Genomic DNA, 25,036 nt, shown 5'->3' with positions numbered 1-25,036 from the left:
GGATGAAAGCGATGGAACGATGGTTTAATGTCGGAAAAATTGTCAATACGCACGGCATTCGCGGCGAAGTGCGCGTCATTTCGCGCACCGACTTTCCTGAAGAACGGTATAAAAAAGGAAACAAGCTGTACATTTTCCGCGAACGGGACACGGAACCGATTGAAGTCACGGTGAAAAGCCACCGCGTCCATAAATCGTTTGACTTGTTGTCGTTTGAAGGCTATGACAGCATCAACGATGTGGAACGGTTTAAGGGAGCGATGCTGAAGGTGCCGGAAAGCCAGCTCGGCGAACTCGCGGAAGGGGAATATTATTTCCATGAGATCATCGGCTGCACTGTCGTGACAGAAGGCGGGGAGACCATTGGCGCGGTAAAGGAAATTTTGACTCCAGGGGCGAACGACGTCTGGGTCGTCCGGCGCGAAGACGGATCGGAAGCGCTCATTCCGTACATTGACGAGGTCGTTTTGCACGTCGATCCGGATCGGAAAACGATCATCATCCGGCCGATGGAAGGGCTGCTCGAGTGATGCGGATCGATATTTTAACGTTGTTTCCCGGCATGTTTTCCGGGGTGTTGAGCGAGTCGATTTTAAAGAAGGCGCAAGAAAAAGGGGCCGTCGACATCCGCCTTATTGATTTTCGCGAGTTTGCCGACAACAAGCATAAAACGGTCGACGATTATCCGTATGGCGGCGGCGCCGGCATGGTGCTCAAGCCGCAGCCGATTTTTGACGCGGTGGAACACGTGACGGCTGGATCGCCTGGCGCCCGCATCATTTTGCTTTGCCCGCAAGGCGAGCGCTACACGCAAAAAAAGGCGGAAGAGCTGGCGAAAGAAACGCATTTGGTGCTCATTTGCGGCCATTACGAAGGGTATGACGAACGCATCCGCCAATATTTAGCAACCGATGAAATTTCGATCGGCGACTATATTTTAACAGGCGGGGAACTCGGCGCCATGGTCATTGTCGACAGCGTCGTCCGTCTTCTCCCCGGGGTGCTCGGCAATGAGGCGTCGCCGGTCGATGACTCGTTCAGCTCCGGGCTGCTTGAGTATCCGCAATACACAAGACCGGCCGATTTCCGTGGCATGAAAGTGCCGGATATTCTGCTTTCTGGCAACCATCAGCTCATCGCCGAGTGGCGCGAGAAGGAATCGCTCCGGCGCACGTTTTTGCGCCGTCCGGACTTGCTCGATGAATATCCGCTTACAGACAAGCAAAAGCAATGGCTGAAAGAGTGGGAAAAGGAGCGCGAATAGCTATTGCCTGAGTCAACAGTTTATGCTATCATGTCTTTTGTGTGACCTTAAGCGATTGGCTTGAGGATGGAAAACGATGTTCCGCTGCAATGAAGAGATCATTGGCATGAACATCTGTGGAAGGAGTGGATCATGATGCATCATTTAATCCAAGAGATTACGAAAGAACAACTGCGGACGGATTTGCCGGATTTCCGCCCGGGCGACACGGTGCGCGTTCATGTGAAAGTCGTCGAAGGCAACCGCGAACGCATCCAAGTGTTTGAAGGTGTCGTCATTAAACGGCGCGGAGCGGGCATCAGCGAAACGTTCACGGTCCGCAAAGTGTCCTATGGCGTCGGCGTTGAGCGCACATTCCCGGTGCATACGCCGAAAATCGCCAAGCTGGAAGTCATCCGCCGCGGGAAAGTCCGCCGCGCGAAATTGTACTACTTGCGCGAACTTCGCGGCAAAGCGGCGCGCATCAAGGAAAATACGAACGCAGCGCAATAATGGACAACGGTGGATCACAGCGGAAAAGGAGCTTGCTTTCAAGCTCCTTTTTTCACTACCGCCAATGATGATTACGGTAGTGATCCACGACTGCAAACTTTGATTTAGGTGGGTGGACAATGGAACAGAAAAAAAGCGAATGGCGTGAATGGATGAAAGCGATCGTCGTTGCCGTCTTGCTCGCCGGGGGCATCCGCTACTTTATTTTCGCTCCGATCATCGTCGACGGTTATTCGATGATGCCGACATTACATAACCATGAGCGGATGATCGTCAATAAACTGGCGTATAAAATCGGCATGCCGCACCGTTTCGATATCATTGTTTTTCACGCCGAAGAAGGGAGAGACTATATTAAGCGAGTCATCGGCCTGCCGGGCGACCGAATTGAATACAAAAATGATACGCTCTATATCAATGGCAAGCCGTATGAAGAGCCGTATTTGGACGAGTATAAAAAGCAGTTGTCCGACGGCGGTCCACTGACGGAATCGTTCACTTTGGAGGAACTGACCGGGCGAAGCACGGTGCCGCCGGGGCATTTGTTTGTCATGGGCGACAATCGCCGTTTCAGCAAAGACAGCCGCCATATCGGCTTCATTCCGATGTCCAAAGTCGTTGGCAAGGCGAATCTTGTGTATTGGCCGTTGGCTGACGCCCGGATTGTGAAATAAACGAGGCAGGTGATGCCAATGACAGTGATTCAATGGTTCCCCGGCCATATGGCGAAGGCCAAGCGGGAAGTGCAAGAAAAATTAAAGTTGATCGACGTAGCGTTTGAGCTGCTTGACGCCCGTGTGCCGATGTCCTCGCGCAACCCGATGATCGACGAGATTCTCGGACAAAAGCCGCGCCTCATTTTGCTCAATAAGGCTGATATGGCCGATGAGGCGGTGACCGAACAGTGGATCCGCTATTTCCACGATCAAGGGCGGCTGGCTTTGCCCATCGATGCTCAAAGCGGAACAGGAGTCCGGCAAATCGCGGCGGCAGCGAAAGAGATGGTGAAAGACAAATTCGAGAAAATGCGGGCGAAAGGGATTAAAAACCCGCGCCCGGTTCGGGCGCTCATCGTCGGCATCCCGAACGTCGGCAAGTCGACGCTGATCAACCGGCTCGCCGGCCGCCATATCGCGAAAACCGGCGACAAGCCGGGGGTGACAAAAGCGCAGCAATGGATCAAAGTCGGCAAAGAAATGGAGCTGCTTGATACCCCAGGCATCCTATGGCCGAAATTTGAGGATGAGGACGTGGGCTACAAGTTGGCGGTGACCGGCGCCATTAAGGACGAAATTTTAAACTTGCAGGATGTCGCCGTCTATGCGCTCCGCTTTTTGTCGACTCACTATCCCAACCGGCTTGCGGAGCGCTACGGCCTTGATGACATTCCTGATGACATCGTCGCCTTGTTTGACACCATCGGAAGGCGGCGCGGCTGCTTGACGTCAGGCGGCGCTGTTGACTACGATAAAGTGGCTGACATCGTTTTGTATGACATCCGCACGGAAAAATTAGGCCGCTTAAGCTTTGAAACGCCCGCTTCACGGACGTAGCGCGTCCGGCGGGCGTTTTTTGCCGGCGGTGCTTTACGGTCGGCCAAACAGAGCCGATAGTAATAAGTAGAAGAGGGAGAGGAGCATGAAGCGGTATACGGTGAAAGACATTGAAGCGCTGCTTCCGAAGCTTGGCGCGGACGACCCGCGCTGGGAGATGCTGCGGCAGGATGAGCGAAAAAGCGTGCAGGCGCTTCTTGCCCGTTTTGAAAGGCAGAAAGCGCGCCGGCACGCCATCGAGCAGCGGTGGGAAGAACTAATGCGTTATGAGAGGGAACTATACGCCGCTGGCGTTAGACGGATCGCCGGCATTGATGAGGCCGGGCGCGGCCCGCTGGCCGGCCCGGTCGTCGCCGCCGCGGTCATCTTGCCGAAAGACGCCTATTTGCCGGGGCTTGACGACTCGAAGCGGCTGACGCCGGAAAAGCGCGAGGCATTGTTTGCGCAAATTGAAGCGTGCGCCGTCGCCATCGGCATCGGCATCGTCAGCGCGGCGGAGATCGATGAAAGGAATATTTACGAAGCGACAAGGCAAGCGATGGCGAAAGCGGTGAACGCCCTTTCCCCGCCGCCTGAACATTTGCTTGTTGATGCGATGGCGGTGCCGTGCCCACTGCCGCAACAGCGCCTCATAAAAGGAGACGCCAACAGCGCTTCAATCGCCGCTGCGTCGGTCATCGCCAAAGTGACGCGCGACCGGTGGATGAAAGAACTGGATCGCCGCTATCCACAATACGGGTTCGCGCGCCATATGGGCTACGGAACGCCGGAACATTTCGAGGCGATCCGCCGCTACGGCGTTACGCCTGAGCACCGTCGTTCGTTCGCACCGGTGAGGGAGGTGCTGAAGGCGAGCGAGCAGCTCTAGAAGAAGGGATGGGACGAAATGGTCGAGCGCATGGAGCGGACAATGCCAACGACCGCTGTCCGCGACGCGACATCCAGCCGGCGGTTTCAGCCGGGGCAGGCCGTCGTCGGCCGAGTGGAGCGGGTCGAGGAGATGGAAACCGGGGAGCGGGCGGCGCTCGTCCGCGCTGGCGGACAGCTTGTGCGCGCCCGTTTGGAGGCGCCGCTTGCCGTCGGACGTTTGTATTTGTTTGAAATTCACGAACGACAAGGAACAATTTATTGGAAAGCCATTCCCCTTTCCGAACCGGCGTCTGCTCCGTCAGGTGAAGAGGCGGTGCGCCGGTGGCAAAAAGCGTGGAAACTGCCGGATGCGGCGCTGCCGGTGCTCCGCCAAGCGCTGAAAGCTGGCGCGGCTGCAACGAAAGAGGAAATTGCCGCACTGACTGAAGCGGTGAAAGAGACCGGCCAGCCGGACGCGGCCGAAGACGTGCTCGCCCATTTGTTTCGCCGCCGGCTGCCGTTCTCTTCAGCCGTGTTTCGCGCGCTATGGGCAGCCAAAACCGGGGTGCCGCTCGCTGAGGGGTTGGGGAAACTGAAAGCGGCCATTGCCGCCCTTTCCGCCCATCCGGCGGCGCTTGAGCTCAGCCGGGCGATGGAGAAGTTTCTTTCACCGCCGCTGTCCGCTTACGAGGCGGCCGTGCGTTTGTTGCTGTCAGGGGAGGAAGAGGCCGAAACGGCCCGCGCGCTTCTTGCCCGCCTTGGGCTCGCCCCGTTGCCGGAGGACCGCCGCTTGGCGCTTCGGGAGGCGGTGCAATGCCGCCGGTTTGCCGATATCATTCGGCAGCTCGGCTTGACGGACGAGGAGGCGTTTTTGGAACGGTGGGCAGCTCTTGATGCTGCCTATCAAAGCGGAGCGCTGCCCGCCGCGGAAGCGAAGTTGTGGGCGGCCGCTCGAGCGACGAGAGATCCGGCGCTGTCGCTGTTTTGCTGGCTGAGGCGAGCGGCCGTGCGGCTTGGGCTTGAGGACGAGGCGGCGCTCGTCCGTGTTGGGAAAATCGAGGATTTGCCTTCCGCCCCGTCGTTGAAACGGCTGCTTCTTCGCTTTCTTCATGAATCGGGGAGCGAAGGGGCCAAGAGGGCGGCCGAAGCGATTCTCGACCAGCTCGATGGCATGGCCATCGCTGCTGGCGGCGATGGGCTCATTGAGCACGTATGGATTTCGTTTCCATTGCCGCTTGGCGGCCGCAGCAGCGATTTTGCTGTGTGCTGGCAAGGAAGGAGGAAACAAGGCGGGCCGCTTGATGCCGATTACAACCGCATTGTTTGTTGCCTGACGCTTGAAGAGCTGGGAGAGGTGATCGTTGATATGCGCGTGCAACGACGGATCGTCCACATCTCCATTTTTCACGATGATCCGCGGTTGGCGGTTGCTGCCGCTCGGATGGCTCCGCTTGTCAAAGAGCGGTTTCAGGCGCACGGCTATGCGCTTTCAGGCATTGATGTAAAGGCAACGCGTTCCGCCCCTCCTCCGCCTTCCGTTTTTCTGTTTGCCGACAGTTGCAGCGAGGTGGATTGCCAAGCATGAACGAGGAGCGGAAAAAAGCAGTCGCCTTGTCTTACGATGCGGCACTTGACGCAGCTCCGATCGTCAAGGCGAAAGGGGTTGGCAAGGTCGCCGAAGCGATCATCGCCGCCGCCCGGCAGCACGGCGTGCCGATTCGCCAAGATCCGACGCTTGTTGAGCTGCTGGGGAAAGTGGAGATCAACGAAATGATCCCGGAGGAGCTGTACGCCTTAGTGGCTGAATTGTTCGTGTTTTTGTATCAGCTTGATCAGGAAGCGAAAGGAGAAAGAGCGGGGAAGGGATAATTTTCCTATTCCCCGCTTTCTTAATTTTGCGGCGAAACGGTGGACAAGCGCGAAATGTTAGGTATAAAATGAAAGCGCTAAGACTTTTTTGATTTTATACATAGGAGGTTGGCGCATGAACATTCATGAATACCAAGCAAAAGAAATTTTGCGAAGCTATGGTGTGAGCGTGCCGAACGGCCGCGTCGCGTTCACGGTGGATGAAGCGGTCGAAGCGGCGAAAGAGCTCGGCGCGCCGGTGTGTGTCGTCAAAGCGCAAATTCATGCCGGCGGGCGCGGCAAAGCGGGCGGGGTGAAAGTGGCAAAAAGCCTCGAGGAAGTCCGTACATACGCCAGCGAATTGCTCGGCAAAGTGCTCGTCACCCATCAAACCGGCCCGGAAGGAAAAGAAGTGAAACGGCTGTTGATTGAAGAAGGGTGCGACATCCAAAAAGAATACTACATCGGCCTTGTCGTCGACCGCGCCACCTCGCGCGTCGTGTTAATGGGGTCGGAAGAAGGCGGAACGGAAATCGAAGAAGTGGCGGCGAAAACGCCGGAGAAAATTTTTAAAGAATACATCGATCCAGCCGTCGGGCTCCAAGCGTTCCAAGCGCGCCGATTGGCTTTCAACATCAACATTCCGAAGCATCTCGTCAACCAAGCGGTCAAATTTATGATGGGCTTGTACCAAGTGTTTGTCGATAAAGACTGCTCGATCGCCGAAATCAACCCGCTTGTCGTCACCGGCGACGGCAAAGTGATGGCGCTTGATGCGAAGCTGAATTTCGATTCAAACGCCTTATACCGCCATCCGGACATCCTTGAATACCGCGACTTGGATGAAGAAGACCCGAAAGAAGTCGAAGCGTCGAAATACGACTTGAACTACATCGCTCTTGACGGCAACATCGGCTGCATGGTCAACGGCGCCGGCTTGGCGATGGCGACAATGGACATCATCAAATATTACGGAGGCGAGCCGGCCAACTTCCTCGATGTCGGCGGCGGCGCCAGCGAGGAAAAAGTAAGGGAAGCGTTCAAAATCATTTTGTCCGACCCGAACGTCAAAGGCATTTTCGTCAACATTTTCGGCGGCATTATGAAATGCGATGTCATCGCGAGCGGCATCGTCGCGGCGACGAAGCAAGTCGGTTTGACGCTTCCGCTTGTCGTCCGGCTTGAAGGAACGAACGTTGAGCTTGGGAAAAAGATTTTGCAAGAGTCAGGCTTAAACATTATTGCGGCCGAATCGATGGCGGACGGAGCACAAAAAATCGTCGAGCTAGTACGTTAAGAAAGCGAGGGAGACACGTGAGCGTTTTTGTCAATAAAGACACGAAAGTGATCGTGCAAGGGATTACCGGTTCGCAAGGGCTGTTCCATACAAAGCAGATGATCGAGTACGGGACGAACATCGTCGGCGGCGTCACGCCGGGCAAAGGCGGCACGGAAGTCGAAGGCGTGCCGGTGTTTGACACTGTTTCGGAAGCGGTCGAAAGAACGGGAGCGAACGCCTCGGTCATTTACGTTCCGCCGGCCTTCGCTGCGGATGCCATCATGGAAGCGGTCGACGCGGGACTCGACCTTGTCGTTTGCATCACCGAAGGCATTCCGGTGCTTGATATGGTGAAAGTGAAACGGTACATGGAGGGCAAAAAGACGCGCCTCATCGGCCCGAACTGCCCGGGCGTCATTACGCCGGAAGAGTGCAAAATCGGCATTATGCCGGGCTATATCCATAAAAAAGGACATGTCGGCATTGTTTCCCGTTCCGGCACGCTGACGTACGAAGCCGTTCACCAACTGACGCAAGCCGGCATCGGCCAGTCGACGGCGGTCGGCATCGGCGGCGACCCGGTCAACGGCACAAACTTCATCGATGTGTTGAAGGCGTTTAATGAAGACGAAGAAACGTACGCGGTCATTATGATCGGCGAAATCGGCGGCACGGCGGAAGAAGAAGCGGCCGAATGGGTGAAAGCGAACATGACGAAACCGGTCGTCGGCTTTATCGGCGGGCAAACGGCGCCTCCGGGCAAACGGATGGGCCATGCCGGCGCGATCATTTCCGGCGGCAAAGGCACGGCCGCAGAGAAAATCAAAAAAATGACCGAATGCGGCATTAAAGTGGCGGAAACGCCGGCCGTCATCGGCGAAACGCTCATTTCTGTGCTGAAAGAACGCGGCTTGTACGAAAAATGCAAAACGCACTAATGGTTTGGCCCCGCACGTCCTCGTGCGGGGTGTTGCATATCATGCTATAGATGCAATTTGAAGCTTTACCATTTGCCGCTTTTACAGAGCAATTGGATCGACTGTCGGGCGACCGAACAACGCTGCTTAAAGACCCATGTATGGGTCTGTGAAGCGGGTGGCTGTTCGATCTTCCGTCACGCCAAGGCGTGACGAGGAAGCCTGCGGCTTGCCTCCGACAGTCGAAAAAATAGACAGGCGGCTTTTCCGTCAAGGATATGTTAAACGTTTTCGTTGCACCTATAGATCCATGTTGAAGGTGAAAAAAGAAAGGGGAGCAGTATGTACGATACGGTCCGCGACCGACTTATCCATCTCCATCATTGCCGCGGGGCGGGATGGAAGACGATTCATTCCTTGCTTAAGGCTGATCCGACGCTCACCGCTCCATTTTCTCTGCCTCCTCATGATCTCCGCCCGCTCGTTCCGCTTTCCGACGCTCAATGGACCGCTTTTTTTCATGATTTGCATTCCATCGATGTGCAACGTGTGATAAAAACATATAAGGGCCGGTGCATTCGTGTGATCACTGTATTTGATTCCGACTACCCACCGCTGCTTAAATATATATACGCCCCGCCGTGGGTGCTGTATGCAAAGGGGGACTCCGCTTTGCTTCAGGAGCGGAAACTGATCAGCATCGTTGGCACGAGGCGGCCGACGAAGGAAGGAATCGAAGCGTTGAACAAATTGGTGCCGCCGCTTGTTGCCGCCGGCTTTACGATCGTCAGCGGGCTCGCGTTTGGGATTGACGTGTGCGCCCACCAACTCGCCGTCCAGCATGGCGGGTCGACGATCGCCGTCATCGCCGGTGGGCTGGACCACATTTATCCGAAAGAACATCGACCGTTCGCCACCCGGCTGATGAACGAACAGTTGGTCATCGCTGAGCATCCGCCGGCAACGCGCCCACAGGCATGGCAGTTTCCCGCGCGCAATCGCATCATCAGCGGGCTGTCGCTCGGCACGCTTGTCGTGCAGGCGAAGCGAAAAAGCGGTTCGCTCATTACCGCCGCGTATGCGCTTGAGCAAGGGCGGGAAGTGTTCGCCGTCCCCGGCCCGATCGGTTTGGCGGAATCCGCCGGGCCGAATACGCTCATTCAGCACGGGGCAAAACTAGTGCAAGAAGCGGCGGACATTTTGGATGAATTCCCGTACGTGTAATGCACATGTTTGACAAATGCGGCAATAATCATTAATAATAATGAAGATTTCAATTTACCTCCTAGGGGTGGAAGATGGATGTCAGACTACTTAGTTATCGTCGAATCGCCAACGAAAGCGAAGACGATCGAACGATACTTGGGAAAAAAATATACAGTCAAAGCGTCGATGGGCCACGTCCGCGATTTGCCAAAAAGCCAAATGGGCGTTGATATAGACCACGGCTACGAGCCGAAATACATTACGATCCGCGGCAAAGGCCAGGTGATCAAAGAGTTGAAAACGGCGGCGAAAAAAGCGAAAAAAGTGTTTCTTGCCGCCGACCCCGATCGCGAAGGAGAGGCGATCGCCTGGCATTTGGCCCACATGCTCGATCTGGACATTCACTCTGATTGCCGCGTTGTCTTTCATGAGATCACGAAGGATGCTATTCAGCAATCGTTTCAGCAGCCGCGCGCGATCAATATGAATCTTGTTGACGCCCAGCAGGCGCGGCGCGTGCTCGACCGCCTCGTCGGCTATAACATCAGCCCGCTCTTATGGAAAAAGGTGAAAAAAGGATTAAGCGCCGGCCGCGTCCAATCGGTGGCGCTGCGCCTCATCATCGATCGGGAACGAGAAATTCGCGAGTTTCAGCCGGAAGAATATTGGACGATTCAAGCGACGTTTCAAAAAGAAGGAGAGACGTTTGCCGCCTCGTTTTACAGTATTGACGGACAAAAGCGCGATTTAAAGACGGAGGCGGATGTGAAAGCCGTGCTGGACCGCTTAAACGGAACGGCATTTGCGGTGAAAACGGTGACAAAACGAGAGCGCAAGCGCAGCCCCGTGCCGCCGTTTACGACGTCGTCGCTTCAGCAGGAAGCGGCGCGCAAACTGAATTTCCGGACGAAAAAGACGATGATGATCGCCCAGCAGCTGTACGAAGGAATCGATCTTGGCAGCGAAGGGACGGTCGGTTTGATCACGTATATGCGCACCGATTCAACGCGCGTCGCCGAGACGGCGCAGCAAGAGGCGGCGGCATATATCGAGGCGACGTTCGGCGCTATGTATGTCAACCAGGAAAAGCGGAAAGAGAAGAAAAGCACGAACGCCCAAGACGCCCACGAAGCGATTCGCCCGACATCGGCATTTCGCGATCCGGACAAAGTGAAACCGTATTTGACGCGCGACCAGTTTCGGTTGTATAAACTCATTTGGGAACGGTTCATCGCCAGTCAAATGGCGGCCGCCGTGCTTGACACCATGAGCGTCGAGTTGGAAAACAACGGTGTCGTGTTCCGCGCCAGCGGCTCGAAGGTGAAATTTCCAGGGTTTATGAAAGTGTATATTGAAGGAACGGACGATCAAACGGAAGAGCAGGACCGTATCCTCCCGGATTTGGAAGAAGAGGAAACGGTTGAGAGCGAAACGATCGAATCGAAGCAGCACTTTACTCAGCCGCCGCCGCGCTACACGGAAGCCCGCCTCGTCAAAACGTTGGAGGAACTCGGCATCGGCCGCCCGTCGACGTATGCCCCGACGCTTGATACGATCCAAAAACGCAACTATGTCGTCCTTGAGAACAAGCGGTTTGTCCCGACCGAGCTCGGCGAAATCGTTGTAGAGCTGATGCTCGAATTTTTCCCGGAAATTATCGATGTCGAGTTTACGGCGAAAATGGAAAAAGAATTGGACGAAATTGAAGAAGGGAAAGTGGAATGGATCAAAGTCGTCGACGAGTTTTACCGCGAATTTGAAAAACGGTTGAAAGTGGCGGAAAAAGAAATGCGCGCAGTTGAGATTAAGGATGAGCCGGCCGGCATTGACTGCGAGGTGTGCGGCAGTCCGATGGTGTACAAAATGGGCCGTTTCGGCAAGTTTATCGCCTGCTCGAATTTTCCGGAATGCCGCCATACGAAGCCGATTGTCAAAGAAATCGGCGTCAAGTGCCCGAAATGCCGCGAGGGCAACATCGTCGAGCGCAGCACGAAAAGAAAGCGGGTGTTTTACGGCTGCGACCGTTTCCCGGATTGCGACTTCGTCTCGTGGGATAAACCGCTCGCCCGCCCGTGTCCGAAATGCGCGGGGCTGCTTGTGGAGAAAGTGCTGAAAAAAGGTGTGCAAGTGCAATGCACGGCGTGCGACTATGAAGAGCGGCTAGAAGCTTGAATAGGCATCGGATACAATTCAGAATTTTATAAAAAAACAGTTGCATTCATGCGGATGAATATGGTACGATGTAGTAGCCGTTGCGGGGTGAGGCGATGGAGAATTCGAAACTTGCGTTACAATTATTCATGGAATATTTACAAATCGAGAAAAATTATTCACAATATACTATTGTGTGTTACCGGCGTGACATTGAGCAGTTTTTCCGGTTTATGGATGAGGAAGGAATCGGCGCGCTCAATGAAGTGTCCTACAGCGACGTTCGTTTATATTTGACGAAACTATACGAGCAACAGTTGGCCAGCCGTTCGGTCGCCCGCAAAATTTCGAGTCTGCGCAGCTTTTACAAGTTTTTGTTGCGCGAAGGGCGGGCGGCCGAAAACCCGTTTGCGCTCGCGACACTGCCGAAAAAAGAGCAAAAAATTCCTAATTTTTTATACCCAAAAGAATTAGAAGCATTGTTTCTTGTCAATGATGAAAATACGGCCCTAGGCCAGCGCAATGCGGCGCTGCTTGAGTTGTTGTACGCGACTGGCGCTCGGGTTAGTGAATGTTGTCACATACAGCTGTCTGATGTCGATTTTGTTGCGGAAACCGTGCTCATTCACGGCAAAGGAAACAAGCAGCGCTACGTTCCGTTCGGCCGTCCGGCCCGCGAAGCGCTTGAACGGTATATCCATAGGGGCCGACGCGAACTGACAAGAAAGCTGCCGGCGGACCACCGCTATTTATTTGTCAACGCCCGAGGCAATCCGCTCACGCCTCGGGGAGTGCGCCATATTTTGGATCGGATTGTCGAAGCCGCTGCGCTGACGCAAAACATCAGCCCGCACGTGCTTCGGCATACGTTTGCGACTCATTTGCTCAACGAAGGGGCCGATCTCCGTTCGGTGCAGGAACTGCTCGGTCATGCGCATTTGTCATCGACGCAAGTGTATACACATGTAACGAAAGACCGGCTGCGGCATATTTATTTGCAGGCGCATCCGCGGGCGTAACCCGCAGGCAAGGAGGGGAAATGATGGGAGCCTTTCATGCGACGACAATTTTTGCCATCCGCCATAACGGCGCATCCGCCATGGCTGGAGACGGCCAAGTGACGTTCGGCAATGCGGTCGTCATGAAGCATACAGCGAAAAAAGTGCGGCGGCTGTTCCAAGGAAACGTGCTCGCCGGTTTTGCCGGCTCCGTCGCTGACGCGTTTACGCTGTTTGAAATGTTTGAAGGCAAGCTCGAACAATGGAATGGCAACTTGCCGCGCGCGGCGGTTGAGCTGGCGAAAGAGTGGCGGAGCGATAAAGTGTTGCGCCGCCTCGAGGCGATGCTCATTGTTATGGACAAACAGCATTTGTTGCTTGTCTCCGGCACGGGCGAAGTGATTGAGCCGGATGATGGCATGCTTGCCATCGGCTCGGGCGGTCAGTATGCGTTGGCTGCTGGGCGTGCGTTGAAGAAGTACGCCGGCGGCTCGATGACCGCGAAAGAGATTGCCAAGGCGGCGCTCGAGATCGCTGCTGACATTTGCGTTTATACGAACGGCCATATTATTGTCGAAGAGCTGTAAAAAGGAGGAGGCCGATGATGGCGGAAACGTTGACTCCACGGCAGATTGTCGAAAAGCTCGATCAGTTCATCGTCGGGCAAAAAGAGGCAAAAAAGGCGGTGGCGATCGCGCTTCGCAACCGGTACCGCCGCAGTTTGCTCGATGAAAAATTGCGCGATGAAGTGATGCCGAAAAACATTTTAATGATCGGCCCGACCGGGGTCGGGAAGACCGAGATCGCCCGCCGGCTCGCCAAACTCGTCGGCGCCCCGTTCATCAAAGTCGAAGCGACGAAATTCACCGAAGTCGGTTATGTCGGGCGCGACGTCGAATCGATGGTGCGCGATTTGGTGGAAACGTCAGTTAGGCTCGTGAAAGAACGAAAAATGAACGAAGTGAAAGACAGGGCTGAACAGCAGGCGAACAAGCGGCTTGTTGAACTGCTTGTTCCGGGCAAGCCAAAGCAGACAATCAAAAATCCGCTTGAGCTGCTGTTTGGCGGCCAAGGAGCCCAAGCGGACAACAGCTACAGCCATGAGGATGAACAGGTGGAACAAAAGCGGCGCCAAGTTGCTTGGCAGTTGGCAAACGGGCAGTTGGAGAACGAGATGGTGACGATTGAAATCGAGGAACAGACGCCGTTATGGTTTGACTTTTTGCAAGGGGCAGGCATTGAGCAGATGGGGATGAACATGCAGGACGCCTTGAGCAGCCTCATGCCGAAGCGGCGCAAAAAGCGGCGTCTCAAAGTGAGTGAAGCGCGCAAAGTGCTCATCAACGAGGAAGCGCAAAAGCTGATCGACATGGATGAAGTGACGCAAGAGGCCGTCCGCCTGGCTGAACAGTCCGGCATCATTTTTATCGATGAAATCGACAAAATCGCCCGCAGCGGAGCGGTGTCCGGCTCGGCCGACGTCTCGCGCGAAGGGGTGCAGCGCGACATTTTGCCAATTGTCGAAGGGTCGACCGTCATGACGAAGTACGGACCGGTGAAAACAGACCATATTTTATTCATCGCCGCCGGCGCGTTCCATATGGCGAAACCGTCGGATTTGATCCCTGAGCTGCAAGGCCGTTTCCCGATCCGCGTCGAACTTGCGAAACTTTCGGTCGACGATTTCGTAAGAATATTAGTCGAGCCGAATAACGCGCTCATTAAACAATATCAAGCTCTTTTGGCAACAGAAGGTATAAGTCTTGAATTTTCTGACGATGCTATTCGTAAGATTGCCGAGGTGGCGTTTGAAGTAAACCAGACGACCGACAACATCGGTGCGCGCCGGTTGCACACGATTTTGGAAAAACTGCTGGAAGACTTGCTGTTTGAGGCGCCGGACATCGGAATCGACAAGGTCGTCATCACACCGCAATATGTCGAGCAAAAACTCGGCAGCATCGTCAAAAACAAAGATTTAAGCGAGTTTATTTTATGAGGAGGAGATGAAATCAATGAACTTGCTAGAGAAAACGCGGAAAATCAACGCCATGTTGCAAAAGGCGGCCGGGCGGCCGGTCAATTTTAAAGAAATGGCAGAAACGCTTTGCGAAGTGATTGAAGCCAATGTGTTTGTCGTCAGCCGCCGCGGCAAACTGCTTGGATTCGCCATTAAACAATCGATTGAAAACGAACGGATGAAGCGAATGCTGGAGGAGCGCCAGTTTCCGGAAGAATACACGAAAAACTTGTTCAACATTACGGAAACGTCTCCTAATATTGATATTAATAGCGAATATACGGCGTTTCCAGTGGAAAATCGTGACTTGTTCAAAACCGGCTTGACGACGATTGTTCCGATCAACGGCGGAGGCGAGCGGCTCGGCACGCTCATTTTATCGCGCCTTGACCGCGAGTTTGACAATGACGATCTCATTTTGGCTGAATACGGTGCGACGGTCGTCGGCATGGAAATTCTGCGTGAAAAGGCGGAAGAAATTGAAGAGGAAGCGCGCAGCAAGGCGGTCGTGCAAATGGCGATCAGCTCCCTTTCTTACAGCGAGCTTGAGGCGATCGAACACATTTTTGAGGAGCTTGACGGAACGGAAGGACTGCTTGTCGCGAGCAAAATCGCCGACCGCGTCGGCATCACCCGCTCGGTCATTGTCAATGCTCTGCGCAAACTAGAAAGCGCCGGCGTGATCGAATCGCGTTCACTCGGCATGAAAGGAACGTACATTAAAGTATTGAACGACAAGTTTTTAAGCGAACTTGAAAAATTGAAATCGAGCTGAACGGCGCAGCCGCCTAAGCCCGCTGGGTATTTTGGCCCGGCGGGTTTTTTGTTTTGACAAACATCCTTGGCATCGTTTTTCTGTAATGGCATCGTCGAAAAATAGTACCAAGTTCCGTCTATACATTGGGTTTTCTTTCCCGTAAAATGAAAACTAGCAGAAATTGTCGAAAAATAGGAGAAAAGAGGGGATTCCATTGGCGCTCTTTTCAGCGACGATCGGTTGGCTTGAACAAGGGCTTCGCTACGCTGCGCTTCGCCAACAGGCGATCGCCGACAACATCGCCAACGCCGATACGCCGGGCTATAAGGCGAAAGATGTGCGCTTTCAGGCTGAATTGGAACGGGCGTTTCGGCTTGAGGCCAAACGGACGAATCCGAAGCATTTTTCGTTTCCAAACGAACAAAATGGAAAAATCATCGTGACGACGGACACAACGGTGAGTTACAATCATAATGGAAACAGTGTCGATATCGATCAGGAAATGTCAAAACTAGCAGAAAACCAAATTTATTACAATGCCTTAATCGAGCGGCTCAACGGCAAATTTACAACGTTGAAAACAGTGATTAAAGGAGGGAAATAACGGGTGTCTTTGTTTCAAAGTCTAAACATTTCGGCTTCGGCGTTGACCGCCCAACGGTTGCGCATGGACGTGATCGCCTCCAACATCGCTAACGTCGATACGACGCGCGCCCGCCTTGTCAACGGCGAATGGGAGCCGTACCGCCGCAAAATGGTCATCATTGAACCGCGCAGCGGGTCGTTTTCGGGCTATTTGCAGGCTGCGCTCGGCCGTGCCGACGCGGTGGACGGCGGAGTGCGGGTGCGCGAAATTGTCGATGATCCGGCGCCGTTTAAACTCGTCTACGACCCGAATCACCCGGATGCGGGCGCCGACGGCTATGTGCGTCTGCCAAACGTCGACCCGCTGAAAGAAATGGTGGACTTGATCGGGGCGACGCGTTCGTATGAGGCGAACGTTACGGTGTTGAATGCTTCAAAAGGAATGCTCATGAAGGCGCTCGAGATCGGGAAATAGCATGCGAGGGGGATAAACGATGATTGATGGAGCAAGCCGCATTGGGCTGACGATGTCTTCCGCCGTTTCGCCCCCAGCGAAGCCGGCTGAGGCGCAAAAGCAATTCGCCGCATTTTTCAAAGAGGCGCTCAACCGCGTGAACGAAGCGCAAATTCAAGCCGATGCGCTGACGGAAAAGCTCGTTCGCGGGGAGAACGTTCAGTTGCATGATGTGATGATCGCCGCGCAAAAAGCGAGCATCACGCTGCAGCTGACGCTGGAGATCCGCAACAAAGCGATCGAGGCGTATCAAGAAATGATGCGCATGCCATTGTAGCAGCAATGAATCGCAATACATACGGAAGCCGCCGCCATTGTTGCGCTATGGCGGCAGGTATTGGATCATCGGGGGAATTGTATGAGAAGGAAATGGAAAGAGTGGTGGAGCCGCGCTCGCGCGTTTTGGCAGGAACGGACAAAAAAACAGAAATGGCTCGTGCTCACTGCGGCAGCGGCCGTGCTTTTGGCCGTTGGCGTCGGCGTCTTTTTCGCCACAAGGACGGAAATGGTGCCCCTCTACAGCAATTTGTCGCCGCAAGAAGCGGGGCAAATTAAAGCAACGCTTGACCAGCGCGGCGTTCCGGCCGAAGTGGCGGACGGCGGGACGACGATTAAAGTGCCGAAAGAGCAAGTGGACGCGCTGAAAGTCGAGCTCGCTGCTGAAGGCATCCCGAACAGTGGAGTCATTGACTATTCATTTTTCGGCCAAAACGCGAGCTTCGGCATGACGGATAACGAGTTCAATATGGTGAAGCTGAAGGCGATGCAAACGGAGCTCGCCAACTTGATCAAGACGATCGACGGCGTCGAGGACGCCAAAGTCATGATCAACCTTCCGCAGCCGAGCGTATTCGTTTCCGATGAGAAAGGGGAAGCCTCGGCTTCGATCGTGCTGAAGACGAAGCCGGGCTATCAATTCAGCGACGAGCAAATCAAAGCGCTCTATCATCTCGTCGCCAAAAGTGTTCCGAATCTCTCTACAGATAATATCGTCATTATGAATCAGTTTTTTGAGTATTACGATTTAAAAAACGACGGCGAAAATTCGACAGGAACGACATTCGCCTCGCAGCAGCAAATCAAAAAGCAGATCGAGCGCGACATTCAACGCCAAGTGCAGCAACTGCTCGGCACGATGATGGGGCAGGATAAAGTCGTCGTTTCCGTGACGGCGGATGTCGACTTTACGCAGGAGAAACGAGAAGAAAATTTGGTTTCTCCAGTGGACGAGAAAACGAAGCAAGGTATTGCCGTCAGCGTTCAGCGCATTAAAGAGACGTACTCCGGGAGCGGTGCGCCGCCCGGAGGCGCCGCTGGAACGGGCGCGAACGAAGTGCCGGGCTACCAAAACGCAAACGGCGCAACAAACGGCAACTATGAACGAACCGAAGAGACGATCAACAATGAGGTAAACAAAATCAAAAAGCAAATCGTCGAAAGTCCATATAAAATCCGCGACCTAGGCATCCAAGTGATGGTCGAGCCGCCTGACCCTAATGATCCGAACTCGCTGCCGCCCGAGACGGTCAATGATATTCAAAAACTGCTAGGAACGATCGTTCGGACGTCAATTGACAAAAGCGAGGCGCAAACGCTCACTGATCAAGACATCAACAACCGCATCGTCGTTTCGGTGCAAAAATTCAACGGCAAGCCGACATTCACCGAATCAACGCCGGATCGGCCGGCGTGGTGGTGGTATGCGGCCGGTGCAGGAGCGCTGTTGCTCGTTGCCTTGCTGTTGTTCCTCTGGTTGCGCCGCCGCCGTGAAGACGAGGAAGAGGAAGAAGAACACTTGTTCACTCCGCCGCTTTCGACGGAGCCGGATTTGCCGGAGCCGCCGGAGACGGAGGCAGCGTTGCGCCGTCGACAGCTTGAGCGGCTGGCGAAAGAAAAGCCGGATGAGTTTGCAAAACTATTAAAAACGTGGCTATCGGAAGAGTAGGGGGAACGGCGTATGGCAAAGCGCGAACGAAAAGGCGGGCTGTCGGGCAGGCAAAAAGCAGCCATCCTGCTTATTTCCCTCGGCCCGGATGTGTCGGCCTCTGTCTATAAACATTTATCCGAGGAAGAGATTGAGAAGCTGACGCTAGAAATTTCCAACGTCCGTCAAGTGACGGCCGAACAAAAAGAGGAAGTGCTTGAAGAGTTTCGACAGCTCGCCTTGGCGCAAGATTACATTGCCCAAGGCGGCATCGCCTATGCGAAAGAAGTGCTTGAAAAAGCGCTCGGCCCGGATAAGGCGATGCAGATCATCAACCGCCTGACATCAGCGCTGATGGTGCGGCCGTTTGATTTCGCCCGCAAAGCCGACCCGATGCAGCTGTTAAACTTCATTCAAAATGAACATCCACAAACGATCGCTCTGATTCTTTCGTATTTGGAGCCGGCACAGGCAGGGCAAATTTTATCGGCGCTGCCGCAGGAAATGCAGGCGGATGTCGCCCGGCGCATCGCGCTGATGGACAGCACATCGCCGGAGATTATCAACGAAGTCGAGCAAATTTTGGAGCGGCGGCTGTCCGCGACCGTCGTGCAAGATTACACGCAAGCCGGCGGAATTGAGGCGGTCGTGGAAGTGCTGAACCAAGTCGACCGGAGCACGGAGCGGACGATTTTGGATGCCTTGGAAATTCAAGACCCGGAACTGGCTGAGGAAATTAAAAAACGGATGTTTGTCTTTGAAGATATCGTGACGCTCGATCACCGCGCCATTCAGCGCGTCATCCGCGAGGTGGACAACAACGATCTCATGTTGGCGCTGAAAGTAGCGAGCGACGAAGTGAAAAACATTATTTTCCGCAACATGTCGACAAGAATGGCCGAGACGTTCAAAGAAGAAATGGAATATATGGGGCCGGTTCGGCTGCGTGATGTCGAGGAGGCGCAATCGCGCATCGTCGCCGTGATCCGTCGTCTCGAAGAGGCCGGAGAAATCGTCATCGCGCGCGGGGGAGGAGATGATATTATTGTCTAACGTCATTAAAGCGCCGAAATTGGCGGCGCGCGCTGGGAAAAAGACGATCGTCGTGCAGCGCCATGTTTCCGATCTTCCATCGTCCGTCGACGATCGGCAGAGGGAGATGGAAGCGGTCGCCGCCGCCAAGGAAGAAGCAGCCAAGCTTCGCCGCCAGGCAGAGCAATATTACGAATCGGTGCGCGAGCAGTTGGCCCGCGAAAAAGAGGAATGGCAGCGGGAGAAAGAGCGTCTCATGCAGGAAGCGCGCGCCCGCGGGTATGAAGACGGCTATGCGGCTGGGCGCGAGGAGGCTTTGAGCGAGCACCGCGCGTTGATCGAGCAAGCCCGCCGCTTGGCGGAGCGAGCGAACACCGAATTTTACGCTCGCATCGAATCGACGGCTGAGGCGATGCTGGAGGTGGCGTTAAAAGCGGCCGAACGCATTATCGGCGCCGCGCTTGAGGGCGATCGAAACGCTTTTTTGCCGCTCGTGCACCAAGCGTTGCAGGAAGTGCGCCGGCAAACGGAAGTGGCCGTTTATGTGCATCCGCACGGCTACGAAATAGTGGCAGAGCAAAAGGAGCTGTTGAAATCTCTGTTTCCGCATCGCGTTGATCTATTCATCTACCCGGACGATGCGCTTCCTGAATATGGATGTGTCGTGGAGACGCCGTTTGGGCGCATCGAGGCGAGCGTCGATGTACAGCTTGAGCGGCTGCGCGAGGCGCTCTACCGGCGATTGAAGGAGGGGGCGTTTTCTGAACTGGCAGGCGCTTCTTGATGAAATAGACGCTGTCGACTTGTATAAACGGTTTGGCAAAGTGTCGCGCGTCATCGGCTTGATGATGGAATCGAAAGGACCGAAAAGCTCGATTGGCGATCTTTGTTACATCCATGAACAGAGCGGATGCCGGAAAATTCCCGCCGAAGTCGTCGGCTTTCATGAACAGCACGTCTTGCTTATGCCGTTTTCCGCCATGTCTCATATCGCTCCCGGCTGCCTTGTCGAAGCGACCGGCCGGCCGCTTGAAGTGCACGTCGGCGATGCGCTCATTGGCATGGTTCTTGATCCGCTCGGCCAACCGCTTGACGGGAGCCCGTTGCCGCCCGGGCTGAAGCCGGTGTCGGTCGAACGCGATCCGCCCAATCCGCTCGTTCGGCCGCCGATTGTCGAACCGCTTGAAGTTGGCATCCGCGTCATCGACAGCCTGCTTGCCGTCGGCAAGGGGCAACGCGTCGGCATTTTTGCCGGCTCGGGCGTCGGCAAAAGCACGCTCATGGGAATGATCGCCCGCCATACGTCGGCTGATGTGAACGTCATCGCCTTAATCGGCGAGCGTGGCCGCGAAGTGCGCGAGTTTTTAGAGCGCGACCTTGGCCCGGACGGCTTGGCCCGCTCGGTCGTCGTCGTCGCCACGTCCGACCAGCCGGCGCTGATGCGCGTCAAAGGCGCCTATACGGCAACGGCGATCGCCGAATATTTCCGCGACCAAGGGGCGGATGTTATGCTCATGATGGACTCGGTCACCCGCGTCGCTATGGCGCAACGGGAGATTGGCCTTGCCGTCGGTGAGCCGCCGACGACGAAAGGCTATACGCCATCGGTCTTCGCCCTCCTGCCAAAGCTGCTTGAACGGGCTGGAACGAACGCTTCCGGCACGATCACCGCGTTTTATACGGTGCTTGTTGACGGCGATGACATGAATGAGCCGATCGCTGATGCGGTGCGCGGCATTTTGGATGGCCATTTTGTGTTGGAACGCCAGCTGGCGAACAAAGGGCATTACCCGGCGATTAACGTGCTCAAAAGCGTCAGCCGCGTCATGCCCCACATGATCAGCGCAGAGCACCGCGAAGCGGCAAACCGGTTCCGCCGCCTTCTGTCCACTTATATCGATTCGGAGGATTTGATTCAAATCGGGGCGTACAAACGGGGGTCGTCCCAAGAAATTGATGAGGCGATCGAATTTTATCCGCAAATGATGGCGTTTTGCCGCCAAAACATCGATGAAAAAACGACGCGCGCCGAAAGCATTGATGCCCTGTTGCGCTTGTTGTCGGTTCGGTGAGAAATCGCGCGCCATTTTCAGACGATGAAAGGGTGAACAAATGTGACGCCGACGTTTCGGCTGCAAAAAGTGCTGGCGATGAAAGAAAAAGAAAAAGAAAAGGCGCTTGGCGAATACGAGGAGGCGGTCCGCCGGTTTGAGCAGGCAGCCGAAACGCTTTACCGCCTGCTCAAGGAAAAAGAAGAATGCGCGGCGGCTCGGGATGAACAGCTTCAAGCCGGCCTGTCCGTTGGAGACATTCGCCTTAGGCTGCAATATATGGCGAATTTAGAGCGGATGATCGACCATTATCAGCTCGTCGTCATGCAGGCGCGCGAGCAGATGCAGCGCCGGCAGCAGCGTTTGATGGAATTGAATATCGAAGTGAAAAAATACGAAAAAATGCGTGAGCGCATTAAGCGGTGGGCCGAGCAGCTTGAGAGGGAAGCGGAACGCCGCCTGCTCGATGAAATGGCGGTTCAACGTTTTGCAAGGCAAGGAGAGGTATAGATGGCGGAGAGCAAAGTTGAACAGGAAATGCAGGCGAGTTGGTGGCAATGGCTGTTGTTTGTCATTGTCATTCCGAGTGCGTTTGCTGCCTCCTTTCTGTTGTTGATTTTAAACATTGCCGGCGTTGATGTGGCCAAGGCGGCAAAGCAGTGGACAATAAAGGCGCCGTTTGTCTCCGAGTGGATCAACTGGAGCAAAAGGGAGAAAGCTTTGCAAAAAACGATTGAAGCTCAGCAGCAGACAATCAACCAGCAAAAACGAACGATCGCCGACCAACAAAAGCAAATCAAGCAGTTGAAAAACGAATTGGCGGCAAAGGAAAAGGAAATCGCCCAGCTGTCTGCGCCAAGCGGGAAAACGGACGCTCAGGCTGAGCCTGTTGACGAGCCGGCCTTGACGGAAGAAGATGTCGCCGGCATGTATGACGCCATGTCGGAAAAACAGGCGGCGGCTATTTTAGCGGAACTGCCTGAGAGCGAAGCGCTCCGTGTACTGAGCCAGATTGACGGCGACAAAGCGGCAGCCATTTTGGAACAAATGCCGGCTGGGCAGGCGGCGAAACTGTTGGCATCGTTAAGCAAAAGGGCGATGGGGAAGGAGGCGGCCGAATGAAAGTAACGATCACAGCAAACGCGCCGCTATCGGCAGGCGCTATGGCGGTGAAAAAAGAGGCGGAAAACGCAAACGTGTTTGCGGCGTTGCTTGCGCACAAGCAACAAGAGTTATTGCCCGCTGGGGCAGAGACTAGCTTGTTTCAAGAGGAGTCGAACAAAAACAAAGAGCCAGATTGGCAAAATGGCGGAATGGAAACGGGCGCAGCCGGACAACCATCTTCAGCGGAAAAGAAGCCGGCGCAAATCGAATCATTGTGGCTTGCCCCTTCCATCGTGGCTGCTTGGGCTGTTGCTCCAATTTCGGCAGCTGCAGGCGCGCCGCTTTTGGCGGCGGATCAGCAGGCGGAAGGGAAAACGAGTGATCATTGGACATTTCCGTTTGTCGGTGCGATGAATGGTGAAGAAACGATTGCCGCTCAGCCGGCGGCCGATGAAGCGGGATTTGAACGTGCGTTCATAACCGACGGACGGAAAAGTGGTCATATCGATGCTGAATCTTTTTCGCCTTCCAGCGGAAAAACAGGGATGTTTCCACCGCTCCTGAGCGACGGCGACCAGCGTCCATTCCATGAGCAGGGAGGCAACAGGCCGGTTGTCGCGCTGCCTAACGGAGCTTCTTCCGTCCGTCCGGCTGGCGAAAAAGACGTTTCGCTGTCAAAAAGGGGGGACAAGGGGCATGGCGGCGAGGCCGCTCCTTCATTCACCACTCCTCCTGCGCTTTTATCACCCTCCTCTTCATCTGTCGGGCTGATCGGCGAGATGCCGGCGTCAGCTGGCGGAAGCGTCGCTGATCAAGTCGCCCACGCGCTAAGGTCGGCGCGGTGGATGAAGTTGCCAAACGGTGTCATGCAGCTTGTCATCCGTCTGCATCCGGAACATCTCGGGACGGTGACGGTGAAAATGACAGAGGAAGGTGGAAAGCTCGCCGCCAAGCTGCTCGTGGCGAACGACGCGGTGAAAGAGTTGCTCTACGCTCATTTGCCGCAGCTTGCTCAGCAGCTTGATGCGAGTTCCATCACGGTCGAAAAATGGACCGTTTGGTCGGATTATGACCGCTCCGCTATGCCGCCGTATTCCGGGAACCGCCAAGGAGGACAGCAGCAGGGCGAATCGCGGCAAAAACAAAAGCGGGAGCCATCATCTTCCTTCCCGTTTGCGCTAGACGGGATCGAAGCTGACGCATAAGGGGGAAAAGAACGAGGATGACAACGAATGCGATTGATGGAAGCTTATGGCTGGCAAACGCGGTTCAGCCGGAACGGAAAACGGGCAATCAAATTTTAGGAAAAGACGACTTTCTCAAAATTTTGCTCGCTCAGCTAGAAAACCAAGACCCGCTCAATCCGATGGAAGATAAAGACTTTATCGCGCAAATGGCGAGCTTCTCCTCGCTTGAGCAAATGATGAACATCGCCAATTTGATGCAGCAATGGATGCAAGCGTCAAGCCGCGATGCGCTTTTGCGCTACAGCGAATGGATCGGCAAAACGGTGCACTGGCAAGACGGCGAGACGATGATGAGCGCCGTCGTTCAATCGGTCATGCAAAAAGACGGCCAAGTGACTCTTGGGCTTGATAACGGGACAACGATTGCCGCGGATGCGGTCGTGAAAGTCGAACAAAAAGGATAAAAGGGGAGAGGGAACCGATGCTTCGTTCCATGTATTCCGGAATCGGCGCCATGCGCAACTTTCAAACGAAGTTGGATGTCATCGGCAACAACATTGCCAATGTCAATACGTACGGGTTTAAAAAAGGACGAACGATTTTCAAAGATTTGATGAGCCAGACGATTTCTGGAGCAAGCGGACCCAATGCCGGTGCCGGCCGCGGCGGGACGAATCCAAAGCAGGTCGGGCTCGGTTCGCAGCTTGCGGCGATCGACACCGTCCATACGCAAGGCAGCTTGCAAACGACCGGCCGCGTGCTTGATTTGGCAATTTCCGGCGACGGGTTTTTCGTCGTCGGCGACGCTTCCGGCAACAATCGCATGTATACGAGAGCCGGGAATTTTTATCTCGATTCGCAAGGCTATATTGTCAATGCCGATGGCCAATATTTACTTGGAACTGATTCGACTGGGAAAATCACGAGTTTGAAAATTCCTTCTAATGCGAAAAGTTTAAGCATCGGAGCCGATGGCACGGTCAACATCATCGATGCTTCTGGGAATTTACAGCTGATAGGCACGATTCAGCTGGCCAAATTTGCAAACAATGACGGATTAGAAAAAGCCGGCAACAACTTGTTCCGCGAAACGACCAACTCCGGCGCGCCAACGACAGGGGCGCCGGGAGCGAACGGAACAGGAACCATCGTCTCCGGCGCGCTTGAGATGTCCAACGTCGACCTTGCCGAGGAATTCACGGAGATGATCGTCGCCCAGCGCGGCTTCCAGGCGAATACGCGCATCATTACGACATCGGATGAAATTTTGCAAGAGCTTGTCAACTTGAAAAAATAGAATAGGAG

The 25,036-nt window shown here is 54.7% G+C and carries 28 protein-coding genes; all 28 read left to right on the top strand.

The features are described 5' to 3' along the window. Positions 1-11: 11 nt before the first annotated feature. Positions 12-530 carry a ribosome maturation factor RimM gene (gene rimM / locus ACVBDQ_RS00985; protein ID WP_015374399.1) on the top strand — a complete coding sequence of 173 codons (519 nt, stop codon included), beginning with the start codon at positions 12-14 and terminating at the stop codon, positions 528-530. Continuing rightward, complete coding sequence (gene trmD, locus ACVBDQ_RS00980) at positions 530-1,264, top strand: tRNA (guanosine(37)-N1)-methyltransferase TrmD (RefSeq protein WP_011230701.1); 735 nt, start codon at positions 530-532, stop codon at positions 1,262-1,264. The genes rimM and trmD overlap by 1 nt, the downstream gene beginning before the upstream one ends. Before the next feature lie 135 nt (positions 1,265-1,399). Further along, the gene (gene rplS, locus ACVBDQ_RS00975) at positions 1,400-1,756 is read left to right on the top strand and encodes a 50S ribosomal protein L19 (protein WP_013145772.1); all 357 of its coding nucleotides are present in this window, start codon (positions 1,400-1,402) and stop codon (positions 1,754-1,756) included. Positions 1,757-1,875: 119 nt separating this feature from the next. After that, positions 1,876-2,430, top strand: coding sequence for a signal peptidase I (gene lepB, locus ACVBDQ_RS00970; RefSeq protein WP_011230703.1), 555 nt, complete (start codon positions 1,876-1,878; stop codon positions 2,428-2,430). Between the two features lie 12 nt (positions 2,431-2,442). Continuing rightward, positions 2,443-3,309, top strand: a complete 867-nt coding sequence (ylqF, locus tag ACVBDQ_RS00965; RefSeq protein ID WP_021321697.1) for a ribosome biogenesis GTPase YlqF — start codon at positions 2,443-2,445, stop codon at positions 3,307-3,309. 85 nt (positions 3,310-3,394) lie between these two features. Then, positions 3,395-4,177 carry a ribonuclease HII gene (locus ACVBDQ_RS00960; RefSeq protein WP_011230705.1) on the top strand — a complete coding sequence of 261 codons (783 nt, stop codon included), beginning with the start codon at positions 3,395-3,397 and terminating at the stop codon, positions 4,175-4,177. A gap of 18 nt (positions 4,178-4,195) precedes the next feature. After that, on the top strand, positions 4,196-5,743 hold the full coding sequence (locus tag ACVBDQ_RS00955) for a flagellar hook-length control protein FliK (RefSeq protein WP_446663004.1): 1,548 nt from the start codon (positions 4,196-4,198) through the stop codon (positions 5,741-5,743). Further along, positions 5,740-6,027 carry an EscU/YscU/HrcU family type III secretion system export apparatus switch protein gene (locus ACVBDQ_RS00950; protein WP_020278183.1) on the top strand — a complete coding sequence of 96 codons (288 nt, stop codon included), beginning with the start codon at positions 5,740-5,742 and terminating at the stop codon, positions 6,025-6,027. Before ACVBDQ_RS00955 ends, ACVBDQ_RS00950 begins: the two co-directional genes overlap by 4 nt. 115 nt (positions 6,028-6,142) lie before the next feature. After that, positions 6,143-7,303 (top strand): ADP-forming succinate--CoA ligase subunit beta, encoded by a 1,161-nt coding sequence (sucC, locus tag ACVBDQ_RS00945; protein WP_011230708.1) that lies wholly within the window; start codon positions 6,143-6,145, stop codon positions 7,301-7,303. 17 nt (positions 7,304-7,320) lie between these two features. After that, on the top strand, positions 7,321-8,223 hold the full coding sequence (gene sucD / locus ACVBDQ_RS00940) for a succinate--CoA ligase subunit alpha (protein WP_011230709.1): 903 nt from the start codon (positions 7,321-7,323) through the stop codon (positions 8,221-8,223). Between the two features lie 321 nt (positions 8,224-8,544). Continuing rightward, positions 8,545-9,426 (top strand): DNA-processing protein DprA, encoded by an 882-nt coding sequence (gene dprA / locus ACVBDQ_RS00935; protein ID WP_014195444.1) that lies wholly within the window; start codon positions 8,545-8,547, stop codon positions 9,424-9,426. A 78-nt stretch (positions 9,427-9,504) separates the two neighbouring features. Then, positions 9,505-11,580 (top strand): type I DNA topoisomerase, encoded by a 2,076-nt coding sequence (topA, locus tag ACVBDQ_RS00930; RefSeq protein ID WP_011230711.1) that lies wholly within the window; start codon positions 9,505-9,507, stop codon positions 11,578-11,580. A gap of 95 nt (positions 11,581-11,675) precedes the next feature. Next, positions 11,676-12,578: a tyrosine recombinase XerC gene (gene xerC / locus ACVBDQ_RS00925; RefSeq protein ID WP_021321701.1), complete on the top strand. Its 903-nt coding sequence runs from the start codon at positions 11,676-11,678 to the stop codon at positions 12,576-12,578. A 23-nt stretch (positions 12,579-12,601) separates the two neighbouring features. Continuing rightward, positions 12,602-13,144, top strand: a complete 543-nt coding sequence (gene hslV, locus ACVBDQ_RS00920) for an ATP-dependent protease subunit HslV (protein ID WP_011230713.1) — start codon at positions 12,602-12,604, stop codon at positions 13,142-13,144. Positions 13,145-13,161: 17 nt separating this feature from the next. After that, positions 13,162-14,556 (top strand): HslU--HslV peptidase ATPase subunit, encoded by a 1,395-nt coding sequence (gene hslU / locus ACVBDQ_RS00915; protein ID WP_013523393.1) that lies wholly within the window; start codon positions 13,162-13,164, stop codon positions 14,554-14,556. Between the two features lie 16 nt (positions 14,557-14,572). Continuing rightward, complete coding sequence (codY, locus tag ACVBDQ_RS00910) at positions 14,573-15,352, top strand: GTP-sensing pleiotropic transcriptional regulator CodY (protein WP_011230715.1); 780 nt, start codon at positions 14,573-14,575, stop codon at positions 15,350-15,352. Positions 15,353-15,548: 196 nt separating this feature from the next. Then, positions 15,549-15,938 carry a flagellar basal body rod protein FlgB gene (gene flgB, locus ACVBDQ_RS00905; protein WP_011230716.1) on the top strand — a complete coding sequence of 130 codons (390 nt, stop codon included), beginning with the start codon at positions 15,549-15,551 and terminating at the stop codon, positions 15,936-15,938. Between the two features lie 3 nt (positions 15,939-15,941). Next, positions 15,942-16,394 carry a flagellar basal body rod protein FlgC gene (flgC, locus tag ACVBDQ_RS00900; protein ID WP_011230717.1) on the top strand — a complete coding sequence of 151 codons (453 nt, stop codon included), beginning with the start codon at positions 15,942-15,944 and terminating at the stop codon, positions 16,392-16,394. 19 nt (positions 16,395-16,413) lie between these two features. Next, positions 16,414-16,710: a flagellar hook-basal body complex protein FliE gene (gene fliE / locus ACVBDQ_RS00895; RefSeq protein ID WP_011230718.1), complete on the top strand. Its 297-nt coding sequence runs from the start codon at positions 16,414-16,416 to the stop codon at positions 16,708-16,710. 81 nt (positions 16,711-16,791) lie between these two features. Further along, a complete protein-coding gene (gene fliF / locus ACVBDQ_RS00890; protein ID WP_011230719.1) occupies positions 16,792-18,378 on the top strand; it encodes a flagellar basal-body MS-ring/collar protein FliF in 1,587 nt (528 codons plus the stop codon). 12 nt (positions 18,379-18,390) lie between these two features. Next, entirely contained in the window at positions 18,391-19,410 is a 1,020-nt protein-coding gene (gene fliG, locus ACVBDQ_RS00885) for a flagellar motor switch protein FliG (RefSeq protein ID WP_011230720.1), read from the top strand. Then, the gene (fliH, locus tag ACVBDQ_RS00880) at positions 19,394-20,173 is read left to right on the top strand and encodes a flagellar assembly protein FliH (protein WP_020278189.1); all 780 of its coding nucleotides are present in this window, start codon (positions 19,394-19,396) and stop codon (positions 20,171-20,173) included. The genes fliG and fliH overlap by 17 nt, the downstream gene beginning before the upstream one ends. Next, positions 20,151-21,461 carry a flagellar protein export ATPase FliI gene (gene fliI / locus ACVBDQ_RS00875; RefSeq protein WP_081712628.1) on the top strand — a complete coding sequence of 437 codons (1,311 nt, stop codon included), beginning with the start codon at positions 20,151-20,153 and terminating at the stop codon, positions 21,459-21,461. The genes fliH and fliI overlap by 23 nt, the downstream gene beginning before the upstream one ends. A 42-nt stretch (positions 21,462-21,503) precedes the next feature. Then, entirely contained in the window at positions 21,504-21,950 is a 447-nt protein-coding gene (gene fliJ, locus ACVBDQ_RS00870; protein WP_011230723.1) for a flagellar export protein FliJ, read from the top strand. Continuing rightward, a complete protein-coding gene (locus ACVBDQ_RS00865; protein WP_011230724.1) occupies positions 21,951-22,562 on the top strand; it encodes a MotE family protein in 612 nt (203 codons plus the stop codon). It abuts the gene before it with no gap. Next, positions 22,559-23,749, top strand: coding sequence for a flagellar hook-length control protein FliK (locus tag ACVBDQ_RS00860; protein WP_011230725.1), 1,191 nt, complete (start codon positions 22,559-22,561; stop codon positions 23,747-23,749). The genes ACVBDQ_RS00865 and ACVBDQ_RS00860 overlap by 4 nt, the downstream gene beginning before the upstream one ends. A 17-nt stretch (positions 23,750-23,766) precedes the next feature. Next, positions 23,767-24,195, top strand: coding sequence for a flagellar hook assembly protein FlgD (flgD, locus tag ACVBDQ_RS00855; protein WP_011230726.1), 429 nt, complete (start codon positions 23,767-23,769; stop codon positions 24,193-24,195). A gap of 17 nt (positions 24,196-24,212) precedes the next feature. Beyond that, a complete protein-coding gene (gene flgG / locus ACVBDQ_RS00850) occupies positions 24,213-25,028 on the top strand; it encodes a flagellar basal body rod protein FlgG (protein ID WP_069304132.1) in 816 nt (271 codons plus the stop codon). Positions 25,029-25,036: the final 8 nt, after the last annotated feature.

The sequence above is a fragment of the Geobacillus sp. CCR genome (assembly GCF_052906625.1).
Note: the sequence above shows the minus strand (reverse complement) of the source record. Positions and strands in the feature narration are given on the sequence as shown.